The sequence below is a fragment of the Amycolatopsis thermalba genome, from assembly GCF_023376025.1.
GTDB classification, from domain to species: Bacteria; Actinomycetota; Actinomycetes; order Mycobacteriales; family Pseudonocardiaceae; genus Amycolatopsis_E; species Amycolatopsis_E thermalba.
Genome location: NZ_CP091196.1, coordinates 4,301,500 through 4,313,712 on the forward strand (window position 1 = coordinate 4,301,500; position 12,213 = coordinate 4,313,712).

Annotated in this window: 9 protein-coding genes; 6 read left to right on the plus strand and 3 right to left on the minus strand. The window is 72.1% G+C overall.

Going from position 1 to position 12,213, the window contains the following annotated elements; all coding sequences use genetic code 11:
• Positions 1-145 precede the first annotated feature (145 nt).
• Positions 146-2,959, plus strand: a complete 2,814-nt coding sequence (locus L1857_RS20795; protein ID WP_116114228.1) for an aconitate hydratase — start codon at positions 146-148, stop codon at positions 2,957-2,959.
• A 232-nt stretch (positions 2,960-3,191) separates the two neighbouring features.
• The gene (locus L1857_RS20800) at positions 3,192-4,628 is read left to right on the plus strand and encodes a DHA2 family efflux MFS transporter permease subunit (protein ID WP_249465932.1); all 1,437 of its coding nucleotides are present in this window, start codon (positions 3,192-3,194) and stop codon (positions 4,626-4,628) included.
• Here L1857_RS20800 and L1857_RS20805 read toward each other — a convergent pair.
• Together L1857_RS20805 and L1857_RS20810 are read right to left on the minus strand one after the other, a co-directional pair.
• On the minus strand, positions 4,622-5,248 hold the full coding sequence (locus L1857_RS20805) for an MBL fold metallo-hydrolase (RefSeq protein WP_094002867.1): 627 nt from the start codon (positions 5,246-5,248) through the stop codon (positions 4,622-4,624). The two genes, L1857_RS20800 and L1857_RS20805, sit on opposite strands and share 7 nt — an antisense overlap.
• Entirely contained in the window at positions 5,245-6,330 is a 1,086-nt protein-coding gene (locus tag L1857_RS20810) for an S-(hydroxymethyl)mycothiol dehydrogenase (protein WP_094002866.1), read from the minus strand. Before L1857_RS20810 ends, L1857_RS20805 begins: the two co-directional genes overlap by 4 nt.
• A gap of 127 nt (positions 6,331-6,457) precedes the next feature.
• Between L1857_RS20810 and L1857_RS20815 the strand changes: the two genes are divergently transcribed.
• Positions 6,458-7,696, plus strand: coding sequence for a helix-turn-helix transcriptional regulator (locus L1857_RS20815; protein WP_094002865.1), 1,239 nt, complete (start codon positions 6,458-6,460; stop codon positions 7,694-7,696).
• 30 nt (positions 7,697-7,726) lie between these two features.
• Here the strand turns inward: L1857_RS20815 and L1857_RS20820 are convergent, their stop codons facing one another.
• Positions 7,727-8,374: a GntR family transcriptional regulator gene (locus L1857_RS20820; RefSeq protein ID WP_162830479.1), complete on the minus strand. Its 648-nt coding sequence runs from the start codon at positions 8,372-8,374 to the stop codon at positions 7,727-7,729.
• 74 nt (positions 8,375-8,448) lie between these two features.
• On the opposite strand from L1857_RS20820, the gene L1857_RS20825 reads away from it, so the two are divergent.
• The 3 genes from L1857_RS20825 to L1857_RS20840 all read left to right on the plus strand — a co-directional run bounded on the left by L1857_RS20825 (position 8,449) and on the right by L1857_RS20840 (position 12,204).
• A complete protein-coding gene (locus L1857_RS20825; protein ID WP_094002826.1) occupies positions 8,449-9,483 on the plus strand; it encodes a YbhB/YbcL family Raf kinase inhibitor-like protein in 1,035 nt (344 codons plus the stop codon).
• Positions 9,484-9,583: 100 nt separating this feature from the next.
• Positions 9,584-11,242, plus strand: a complete 1,659-nt coding sequence (locus L1857_RS20830) for a hypothetical protein (protein WP_143266124.1) — start codon at positions 9,584-9,586, stop codon at positions 11,240-11,242.
• Positions 11,243-11,586: 344 nt separating this feature from the next.
• Positions 11,587-12,204 (plus strand): antibiotic biosynthesis monooxygenase, encoded by a 618-nt coding sequence (locus tag L1857_RS20840; RefSeq protein ID WP_198958082.1) that lies wholly within the window; start codon positions 11,587-11,589, stop codon positions 12,202-12,204.
• Positions 12,205-12,213 lie beyond the last annotated feature (9 nt).

Consider the following 12,213-nt stretch of genomic DNA (forward strand, 5'->3'; position numbering starts at 1 on the left):
GAAGTCAAAAAAGGACAAGCGTACTGTTTGGGGCGTGGGAGCCTGCGCCGTCCCCGCGTCTGCGGACGCGAGCCGCGTGCGCCAGACTCGCGACAGACAGACCCGAACCGAACTGACGGCGACGACCCTGCCCAGGGAGTTAGACGTGACCGCACCAGCCAGCAAGGACAGCTTCGGCGCCCGTGACACCTTGAAGGTGGGTGACGCCTCCTACGAGGTGTTCCGCCTGGACAAGGTGTCCGGGTCCGAAAAGCTGCCCTACAGCCTGAAGATCCTGCTCGAAAACCTCCTGCGCACCGAGGACGGCGCGAACATCACCGCCGACCACATCCGCGCGCTGGGCAACTGGGACCCGGCCGCCGATCCGTCGATCGAGATCCAGTTCACCCCGGCCCGCGTGATCATGCAGGACTTCACCGGTGTCCCCTGCGTGGTCGACCTGGCCACCATGCGCGAGGCCGTCACCGACCTCGGCGGCGACCCGGACAAGGTGAACCCGCTCGCCCCGGCCGAGCTGGTCATCGACCACTCGGTGATCATCGACGTGTTCGGCCGCGCGGACGCGTTCGAGCGCAACGTCGAGATCGAGTACGAGCGCAACCGCGAGCGCTACCAGTTCCTGCGCTGGGGCCAGGGCGCCTTCGACGAGTTCAAGGTCGTCCCGCCGGGCACCGGCATCGTGCACCAGGTCAACATCGAGCACCTGGCCCGCACGGTGATGGCCCGGGGCGGCCAGGCCTACCCCGACTCGTGCGTGGGCACCGACTCGCACACCACCATGGTCAACGGCCTGGGCGTGCTGGGCTGGGGCGTCGGCGGCATCGAGGCCGAGGCCGCGATGCTGGGCCAGCCGGTGTCGATGCTGATCCCGCGCGTGGTCGGCTTCAAGCTGACCGGCGAGATCCCGGCCGGCGTGACCGCGACCGACGTGGTGCTGACGATCACCGAGATGCTGCGCCGCCACGGCGTGGTCGGCAAGTTCGTCGAGTTCTACGGCGAGTCGGTCGCGCAGGTACCGCTGGCGAACCGCGCCACCATCGGCAACATGAGCCCGGAGTTCGGCTCGACCGCGGCGATCTTCCCGATCGACGACGAGACGATCCGCTACCTCAAGCTCACCGGCCGCTCGGCCGAGCAGGTCGCGCTGGTCGAGGCCTACGCCAAGGAGCAGGGCCTGTGGCACGACCCGAGCCGCGAGGCGTCCTACTCCGAGTACCTGGAGCTGGACCTGTCGACGGTGGTGCCGTCGATCGCCGGCCCGAAGCGCCCGCAGGACCGCATCGAGCTGACCGACGCCAAGTCCGCGTTCCGCAAGTCGGTGCACGACTACGTCGAGGAGCAGCACCCGACTCCGCACACCAAGGTCGACGAGAAGGTCGAGGAGTCGTTCCCGGCCAGTGACGCGCCGAGCCTGTCCTTCGCCGACGAAGAGGCCGCGCCGGTCGTGGCCTCCGCCGCCAACGGCGCCTCGGGCCGCCCGTCCAAGCCGGTCACGGTGCGTTCGGAAGAGCGTGGCGAGTTCGTGCTGGACCACGGCGCCGTGGTGATCGCCTCGATCACCTCGTGCACCAACACCTCCAACCCGTCGGTGATGCTGGGCGCCGCCCTGCTGGCCCGCAACGCGGTGGAGAAGGGCCTGTCGGTCAAGCCGTGGGTCAAGACGTCGATGGCGCCGGGCTCGCAGGTCGTCACCGACTACTACGAGAAGGCCGGCCTGTGGCCGTACCTGGAGAAGCTGGGCTACCACCTGGTCGGCTACGGCTGCACCACCTGCATCGGCAACTCCGGCCCGCTGCCCGAGGAGATCTCGGCCGCGGTGCAGGAGAACGACCTGACGGTCGTGTCGGTGCTGTCCGGCAACCGGAACTTCGAGGGCCGCATCAACCCGGACGTCAAGATGAACTACCTGGCGTCCCCGCCGCTGGTCATCGCCTACGCGCTGGCCGGCACGATGGACTTCGACTTCGAGGAGCAGCCGCTCGGGCAGGACTCGGACGGCAACGACGTGTTCCTGCGCGACATCTGGCCGTCGCCGCAGGAGATCCAGCAGACCATCGACTCGGCGATCACGCAGGAGATGTTCACCAAGGACTACGCCGACGTGTTCGACGGCGGGGAGCGCTGGAAGTCGCTGCCCACCCCGGAGGGCAAGACCTTCGCCTGGGACCCGGAGTCGACCTACGTGCGCAAGCCCCCGTACTTCGAGGGCATGCAGGCCGACCCGGAGCCGGTCACGGACATGACGGGCGCCCGCGTGCTGGCGAAGCTGGGCGACTCGGTGACCACCGACCACATCTCCCCCGCCGGTGCCATCAAGGCGGACTCGCCGGCCGGGAAGTACCTGGCCGAGCACGGGGTGGACCGCAAGGACTTCAACTCCTACGGCTCCCGGCGCGGGAACCACGAGGTGATGATCCGCGGCACCTTCGCCAACATCCGGCTGCGCAACCAGCTGCTGGACGACGTGCAGGGCGGCTACACCCGCGACTTCACGCAGGAGGGCGGCCCGCAGGCGTTCATCTACGACGCCGCGCAGAACTACGCCGAGGCCGGCATCCCGCTGGTCGTGCTCGGCGGCAAGGAGTACGGCTCGGGGTCGTCGCGGGACTGGGCCGCCAAGGGCACCCGGCTGCTCGGCGTGCGCGCCGTGATCGCCGAGTCGTTCGAGCGGATCCACCGGTCCAACCTGATCGGCATGGGGGTCATCCCGCTGCAGTTCCCGGCGGGCGAGTCGGCCTCGTCGCTGGGGCTGGACGGCACCGAGACGTTCGACTTCGAGGGCATCACGAAGCTCAACGAGGGCGAGACGCCGCGGACGGTCAAGGTGACCGCGACGAAGCAGGACGGCACCAAGGTGGAGTTCGACGCCGTGGTCCGGATCGACACCCCGGGTGAGGCGGACTACTACCGCAACGGCGGCATCCTGCAGTACGTGCTGCGCAAGATGACCCGCGCCTGACGGTTCGCCGGCGAGAAGCGCCGCGAGTCCCCTGTGGACTCGCGGCGTTTTTTCGTCGTGCCCGGCTCCGCCGGACGGGCCGGCGGCGCTGCGGAATGCGGTGGACGTGTGGTGCGTTCGCACCGTATAAGTGGTTCGGCTGTGTTCGCCCGCCCTGCTGGGGGATGGGGTGCGGCCGTTCCGGCGGCGCCGACGCCGCGACCCCGACCACTCGTTCCTGTGAGGTGCATCCATGGCCGCCCCCGCGACCACTCCGACCGACGCCGTCCACGAGGCGCCGCCGCGGTCCGGGCTGCTCATCGGTGTCCTGGTCGTCTCCGCGTTCGTGATGATCCTGAACGAGACGATCCTCAGCGTCGCGCTGCGTGACCTCACCGCCGACCTCGCCGTCTCCACCACCACGGTGCAGTGGCTGACCAGCGGGTTCCTGCTGACCATGGCGGTGGTCATCCCGACCACCGGGTTCCTGCTCGAACGGTTCACCCCGCGCCAGGTGTTCCTCGCGTCGCTGACCCTGTTCAGCGTGGGCACCGCGATCAGCGGCCTGGCGCCGGGCTTCGGCATGCTGCTGGCCGGGCGCGTGGTGCAGGCGTGCGGCACCGCCGTGATGCTGCCGCTGCTGATGACGTCGGTGATGCGCCTGGTGCCGCCGCACAAGCGCGGCGCGACCATGGGCACGATCACCATCGTGATCGCCGTGGCCCCGGCCATCGGGCCCACCATCGGCGGCGCGGTGCTGGCGTCGCTGGGCTGGCGCTGGATGTTCTGGATCGTGCTGCCGCTGGCGCTGGCCGCACTGGCGATCGGCGCGGGCTGGTTCCGCCTGGACAGCGCCACCCGCAAGGTGCCGCTGGACATCCCGTCGGTGCTGCTGTCCGCCCTCGGGTTCGGCGGCGTGCTCTACGGCCTGGCCGGCATCGGCGAGGGCGGCGGGCACGCCCCGGTGCCGCCGTGGCTCACGATCGCCGTCGGGCTCGCCCTGCTCGCCGTGTTCACCTGGCGGCAGACCCGGCTGCAGCGCGCGGACCGGGCGCTGCTGGACCTGCGGCCGTTCACCCACCGCAGCTTCGTCGTGGCGCTGGTGCTGGCCGCGCTGCTGTTCGTGTGCCTGCTCGGGGTCGCCTCGATCATGCTGCCGCTGTACCTGCAGACCGTGCTGCACACCAGCACGTTCGTCAGCGGGCTGGCGGTGCTGCCCGGCGGCCTGACGCTCGGCCTGCTCGGCCGCCCGGTCGGGGCGCTGTTCGACCGGTTCGGCGCCCGGCCGCTGGTGATCCCCGGCGCGGCGGCGCTGGCGGTGTCGATGTGGCTGTTCGTGCTGCTCGGGCCGGGGTCGCCGCTGGCCGCGGTGATCGTCATCCACGTGCTGCTGATGGCGGGCCTCGGCTTCATGATGACCCCGCTGATGACCGAGGCGCTGGGTGTGCTGCCGGACCACCTGTACTCGCACGGCAGCGCGATCCTGGCGACCGTGCAGCAGGTCGCGGGCGCGTTCGGCACCGCGGTGTTCGTCAGCGTGGCCACGCTCGGCAGCGCCGACCCGGCCGGCACGCCCGACGCCACCGGCCTGCGCACGGCGTTCCTGGTGGCCGGTGTCGTCGGGGTGCTCGCCCTGGTGACCGCGTTGTTCGTCCGCAGGCCCACCCCGGCGGAGCCCGTGGCTCAGTAGCCGCGGGCGATCCACTCCGCCAGGTGCGGGGCTTCGGCGCCGATGGTGGTGCCGTCGCCGTGGCCGGTGTGCACGCGGGTGTCCTCGGGCAGGCTGAACAGCCGCTCCCGGATCGAGCCGATGATCGTCGGGAAGTCGGAGAACGAGCGGCCCGTGGCGCCCGGCCCGCCGGCGAACAGGGTGTCGCCGGTGAACAGCGCCTTCGCCTCGGGCAGGTGCAGGCACACCGAACCGGGCGAGTGGCCCGGCGTGTGGAGCAGCTCGATCTCGGTGCCGGCGACGGCGACGCGCTGACCGTCGTCGGCCTTCCAGAACGCCTGCCCGGCGTGGGTCATGTCCCACAGCTGCTGGTCGGCCGGGTGCAGGATCACCGGCGCGTACAGCTGCTCGCCCAGCTGCGGGGCGAAGGTGACGTGGTCGTTGTGGCCGTGGGTGCAGATCACCGCGACCACCTTGCGCCCGGCCACGGCCTCCACGATCGGCTTGTCGTCGTGGGCGGCGTCGACCACCACCACCTCGTGGTCGTCGCCGATCAGCCAGACGTTGTTGTCGACCTCCCAGCTGCCGCCGTCGAGTTCGAAGACGCCGGAGGTGACGACCCGGTCGATGCGGAAGCTCACCAGACCACCACCGAGCGCAGCACTTCACCGGCGTGCATCGTGTGGAAGGCCTTCTCGACGTCGTCCAGCGCGATGCGCTCGGTGACGAACCTGTCCAGCGGCAGCCTGCCCTGCAGGTACAGGTCGATCAGCACCGGGAAGTCGCGCTCGGGCAGGCAGTCGCCGTACCAGGACGACTTCAGCGCGCCGCCGCGGGAGAAGAAGTCGAGCAGCGGCATCTCCAGCCGCATGTCCGGGGTCGGCACGCCGACCAGCACCACCGTGCCCGCGAGGTCGCGCGCGTAGAAGGCCTGCTTCCAGGTTTCCGGGCGGCCCACCGCGTCGATGACGACGTCGGCGCCGAACCCGCCGGTCAGGGCCTGGACCGCCTCGACGACGTCGGCGTCGGTGGCGTTGACCGTGTGCGTGGCGCCCAGTTCGACCGCCCAGTCGAGCTTCTTCGCGTCCCGGTCCACCGCGATGATCTTGCTGGCCCCGGCCAGGCGGGCCCCGGCGATGGCGGCGTCGCCGACGCCGCCGCAGCCGATGACCGCGACGGAGTCGCCGCGGCTCACCGCGCCGGTGTTGACCGCCGCGCCCAGGCCGGCCATGACGCCGCAGCCGAGCAGCCCGGCGACCGCGGGGTCGGCGGCGGGGTCGACCTTGGTGCACTGCCCCGCGTGCACGAGCGTCTTGTCCGCGAACGCGCCGATGCCCAGCGCCGGGGTCAGCTCGGTGCCGTCGGTCAGCGTCATCTTCTGGGTGGCGTTGAAGGTGCTGAAGCAGTACTGCGGGCGGCCGCGCTTGCAGGCGCGGCACTGGCCGCACACGGCGCGCCAGTTGAGGACGACGTAGTCGCCCGGCTGGACGGAGTCGACGCCCTCGCCGACGCTTTCGACGGTGCCGGCGGCCTCGTGGCCGAGCAGGAACGGGAACTCGTCGTTGATGCCGCCCTCGCGGTAGGTCAGGTCGGTGTGGCACACCCCGCACGCGGCGATCGCGACCACGACCTCACCGGGGCCGGGATCGGGGATCACGATGTCGGTGAGCTCGACCGGAGCTCCCTTCGAGCGGGCGATCACGCCGCGGACCGTCTGTGGCATCGGCTGTTCCTTTCGGTGGAGAAGCATGCGCGGTGACGCATACCGTTGGCGACGGTAACCCCGATGAGCGCCGGCGCGACCTGGCCGTCGGACCAGTAAAACCTCGACCTCCGGCTAGAGTGGCCGGATGGATGCCGTGTCGGGTCTGGTGGCGCTGCGGGAGGTCGTGGACGGGCCGTTGCACGAGATCGCCCGGCGCCTGTCGCGGTTGCTGTCCGAGCGGTGGCCGCACACCGCGCTGGTCATCTTCACCCGGGAGTGCACCGGGCGGCCGCGGAAGGTGGCCGGTGCGACGGAGATGATCAACAAGGTCACCATCGGCGAGCTGGAGGCGCTGAAGGCGGCGGTCGAGCCCGGCCGTCCGGTGAGCACGACCGCGTCGATCGCGGGCGCGGCGCGGACGGTGTGGGTGGTGCGCGATCCGGCCGGCACGCTGCTGGTGCTGGTCCCCCGCGCGGCGCGGCGGCGGCTGCCCGAGCCGGAGCTGCTGGCCGCGATCTTCGGCCTGGTGGTGACGTCGATCAGCCAGCAGGTCGCCCAGGCCAGCCCGGACTACCTGGCCGAGTCGCGCGCGGCCTCCAGCGAGCGGGAGCGGACGATCGCCGAGCTGGCGGCCGCGCACGAGGCGGCGCTGGTGACGATCCTGACCACGCTGCGGTCCAGCGCGCTGGACGACGGCCGTGCCCGGCTGGCGGCGGCGGACTCGGCGTCGGCGGCGCTGCTGGCGTTGCGGTCGGCGCAGAAGTCGGAGCAGGCGCTGTCCGAGGAGCCGGCGCCGGAGGCGTTCGCCCGGCTGCGGGAGGACATCCGGCGGATGCTGCGCCACCACGAGGCGCCGATCGAGTTCGTCGCCCCGGCCGGCGGGTCGCTGCCGGGCGAGATCGCCTACGCCGCCCGGGCGATGACGCGGACCGCGGTGCTGGCGTTCACCGCCCAGCCCGGGCTGGCGCGGCTGCGGATCGCCTGGTCCGGCGACGGTTCGGGGCTGGTGGTCGACGTGCGGGACCAGGGGTCCGGGGAGCTGGACGCCGAGGGGCTGCGCCGCGGCCTGCAGGGCCGGGCGCGCACGCTGGGCGCCACGGTGGACATCGACGCCGCCCCGGGCTGGGGAAGCCGCGTCACGATCTCGCTGCCGCTCGCCCCGCCGGCCGAGTCCTCGGGCGAGACGCGGCTGACGAACCTCAACCGCCGCGAGCGGGAGGTGCTGACGCTGCTCGCGCAGGGCAAACGCAACAAGGCGATCGCGGCGGAGCTGGGCGTCACCGAGAGCACGGTGAAGTTCCACGTCACCGGGGTGCTGCAGAAGCTGGAGGTGAGCTCCCGCGGCGAGGCGGCGGCGCTGGCGCTGAGCGCGGGCTTGAAGTAACGCCCGCCGCGCCCGCGAGGGAGGGGTTCCTCAGCCTCCCCTGGCCGAGTCGTGGAGCGCGGCCGCGGTCAGGGTGAGGTGCTGCACCAGCGCCTCGGCCGCGGCGTCCGCGTCACGGGCGAGCGCGGTCTCCTCCAGCCGGCGGTGTTCGTCGCCGCCGTCGCGGCCGGGGGTGCGCCTCGCCGCCCACCGCCGGGCCAGTTCGCTCGCGGTCCACATCCGGTCGAACGTCTCCAGCAGCACGGGATTGCCGCATCCCTCCAGCAGGGTCCGGTGGAAGACCCGGTGGGCTTCGGACCATTCCTCGCTGTAGTACTCGCCGTCGCCCGGCAGGTACGCCGGGGTGCGGGCGAGACGGTGGTGAGCGGCACGCACGCGGGCTTCCCAGTCGACGTCGCCGCGCTCGATGGACAGGCGCAGCACGACCGGTTCGACGGTCCGGCGGGCCTCGGCGATCTCCTGCCACCGCCGGTCGGAGAAGGCCGGGACGGCGAAACCCCGGTTGGGCAGCCGGTCGGCGAGACCGTCGCCGACGACCCGCACGAGCGCCTCGCGCACGACGGCCAGGCTCACGCCCTGCTCGGCGGCCAGCTCGTGCGGTTTGAGGGCCGCCCCGGGGGTGTAGTCGCCACGCATGATCGCCTCCCGCAGGCGGACGTACACCTGCTCGGACAGCATCTGCTTCCCCGCGCTCATGGACCGACTATAGATGACCGAGCTAATAATCGATTATTTGCGCTATCATCGATCACATGGCAACCGATGCGATCACCAACGACCCCTTCGCCCGCCTGCCCGGGGCAGCCTCCTTCACCGTCACCAGCACCACCGTCGCCGACGGCGCCGCCTGGCCACCCGCGCAGCTCTCCGCCGACCTCCCCGGCGGCCAGGACATCTCCCCGCAGCTGTCCTGGAGCGGCGCCCCCGAAGGCACCAAGAGCTACGCCGTCACCGTCTACGACCCCGACGCCCCCACCGGGTCCGGGTTCTGGCACTGGGCGGTCGCCGACATCCCGGCGGCGGTGACCGAGCTGCCCGAGGGGGCCGGGGACGACACCGGTCAGGGCTTGCCCGCGGGCGCGTTCCAGCTGCCCAACGACGCCCGGGTGGCCCGCTTCCTCGGCGCGGCCCCGCCCGCCGGGCACGGACCGCACCGCTACTTCGTCGTGGTGCACGCCCTCGACGTGGAGTCCGTCGGCGTCCCGGCCGACGCCACCCCGGCCCTGCTCGGCTTCGTGATGTCCTCGCACGTCCTCGGCCGCGCGGTCCTGGTCGCCACGGCGGAAACACCGCCGCCGGGCGGCACCACCGAGCGGATCGAGGTGTCCCGGCTCGTTCCCGCCCCCGCCGGCGCCGTCTTCGCGGTCCTGACCGACCCGAAGGGCCACGTGGACATCGACGCGTCGGGAATGCTCATGGACGCCGAAGGCGAACCGGTCCGGCGGGCCGGCGACCGGTTCGTGGTCCACATGGACCGGGACGCGCTCGGGGACGTCCCGCTGGGCAAGTACGACGTCGAGGTCGTCATCACCGCGTTCGTCCCGGACGAGGAGATCGCCTGGACCGTCGAGGGGCCGCAGCCGCCGCACGCGCGCCACGTCTACGGCTACCGGCTGGAGCCGGCCGAGGGCGGCACCCTCGTCACGTCGTACTACGACTGGTCGCAGGTCGGCGAGGAGTGGCGGCGGCGCGTCACCTTCCCGGTCGTCTCCGCGGCCGCGCTCAAGGCCACCCTCGGGATCCTCGAGCGCACGCTCCGCCGGAGGAAGGAGCGCCCGGCGACCTGAGCCGGGCACCGTCCGCAGTGGACATAGGCGGAAAACACGCACGGCCGCTGCGTCCGGTGCGTACAGTCCTCGGCAACGGCGTGACCGGAGGGGGCGGCGGATGCGTGCGATGCTGGGGGCGGCGCTGCTGGCCGTGACGCTGCTGACGGCGTGCCAGGACGACGAACCGGGTCCGAAGGAGTCGTCCGCCCCGACCCCGGCCGGCACGGACGAGACATCGGCGCCGCGGTTCGCGCCGCGGGTGTGGCTCGCCGAGGACGAGCGGTTCACCCCGATGTCGGCGACCGCGTTCATCCGCCAGTCGGTGCTGCGGTACGAGCACGACGACTGCGTGGACCCCGAACCGGTGGCCGATCCGGTCGACCCCGGCAAGCTCCGGACGAGCGACTACCGGCACCGCAAGGACGCCGATCCCGGTGTCCCGTCCCCGGCCAAGCCGGTCTTCCCCTGCGTCCGCCACTCGGGCGCGGAGGTTTCGCCGGACGCCGACGGCGGGTTCTACCTCGACGCGCCGGACGGCATCCAGCCCGACGACGCTCCCCCGCCGATGTACTGGGAACACCACCGCGCCGACGACACGCGCTCCGCCTTCGTGTACTGGTTCTTCTACGGCCGCAACGAACTCCGGCCCGCGGGCACCCCGGCCGGCAACACGCACGAGGGCGACTGGGAACGCGTGGCCGTCCAGTTGCGGCACGGCGAGCCGGTCGCGGTGACCTTCTTCGGCCACGGCGCCGACCCGTGCTCGGTGCCCTGGGCGGAGCTGGACCACGAGGACGGCCACCCGGTCGTGTACTCGGCCAGGGGATCGCACGCGTCGTACCCGTCGAAGGGCTGGCACGTCTCCGGCGCCACCTTCGACTGGACGTCGCAGGGCGATCTGTGGAACACGCAGCCCCGCGCGCTGGATGCCGAGCCGTGGTACGGCTACCGCGGCGCGTGGGGCGCCCAGTCGCTCGTGCCCGGGTTCTCCGGGCCGGCCGGCCCCTACCCGGGACGGCAGCTGGCCGACGTGTTCACCGACCGCCGCTGCGCGGTCCCCGCCCGGCTGCCGGACGGGTTCGCGGGGACCTGGGAAACCCGCGACCCGGTCGAGCAGTCCCCGGCGACGCGCCCGTACCACATGCGGGTGGTCCTGGACGGCGAGTCGAACGCGGTCGAATACCGCACGACCTGGACGGACCCCGATCCGCACCTGGCCTGCAGCGGGGTCCTCCAGCTGACCGACGCGACCGGGCAGTGGCTCGAGCTGCGCGAACGGATCCTCGAGAAGGAGGCCGGCAACTGCGTCACCGAGGGCACGGTGACGCTCCACCGGGACGGCGAGTCGCTGAAGATGACCTACACCGGCGGTGGCGTGACGGGGTCGGCCACGCTGTACCGCAAGCAGGACCGACCGCCCTCGCCACCCGCCCCGGCCGCACCCGACGGCATCCGGCGCTTCGAGGAGTTCCTGCACGCGCTGGGCCGGGAGGACATCGCGGTGGTCTGCGAGATCGCCGCCCCGGCCGCGAAGAAGGCCGAGGACCAGGGCTTCGGGCCGTGCGAGCAGACCTTCCGGATCACCTTCGAGATGATCTCGCCGGCGCAGAAGCGAGCCCTGCGCACCGCGACGGTCGACCGGGCGGCCGTCACCGAAACCACCGGCCGGATCGAGGTCCCGGCCACCGCGGTGCGCGCGGACACGCCCTTCACGGAGAACGACCTCGGCGACTACACCCTGCAGTACCTCGACGGCCAGTGGTACATCGTGGACTAGGGAGTGCCCGGTCACCGATTGAGGCTGCCGCTGCCGGATGGCATCCAGGTGGCTCGGACCGGGCCGGGCCGTCCGCGGTGCCGGCCCGAGATGGTCGTCACGGACAAGGCCCATTCGCATCCCTCGACCCGGCAGGCGATGCGGGACCGGCGAGTCCGATCCACCAGCCCTGAACGGGAGGACCAGATCGCCCGTCGCGCGGCGAAAGGTTCCCGCGCCACAGCAGGATCACTCACCGGGAGGCTCCGCAGCCACGGTTGCGCCCGCCCGGACAGCGGCGCAAGGTGGAGGGCTACCGGCGGCGCCGCCGGGACGCCGCCTCGATCGGAGAGGGGGTGGGAGGCGTGTTCGCGCGTTCCACCACAGTGCAAGCTCACCAGGACACCATCGACGCGGGCATCGCCCACCTGCGCGACGAGGTCATGCCGGAGCTGATGGCCATGCCCGGTTGTGTCGGCCTGTCGATGCTCGTCGACCGGGACTCCGGGCGCTGTATCGCCACCAGCTCGTGGGAGTCGCGGGAGGCGATGCGCGACAGCGCGGACCGGGTGCGCCCGCTGCGCGACCACGCCGCGGAGGTGATGGGCGGCAACCGCGCCCAGGTCGACGAGTGGGAGATCACGGTGCTGCACCGCACCCGCCCCGCACCCGAGGGCGCCTGCTGCCGCGTCACCTGGACCCGGTTCGACGAGCTCGAGCGCGCCATCGACACCTACCGCATCGGCCTGCTGCCCGAGCTGGAGCGCCTCGACGGGTTCTGCAGCGCCAGCCTGATGATCGACCGCGAGGCCGGCATCGCCGTGTCCTCGGTGACCTACGACAGCCACGAGAACATGGCGAGCACCCGCAACCGGGCCGACGCCCTGCGCTCGCGCGGCGCCGAGGAAGCCGGCGTGGAGATCCTGGAGGTGGCCGAGTTCGAACTGGCCCTGGCGCACCTGCGCGTCCCCGAAATGGCCTGACGGCCGCAC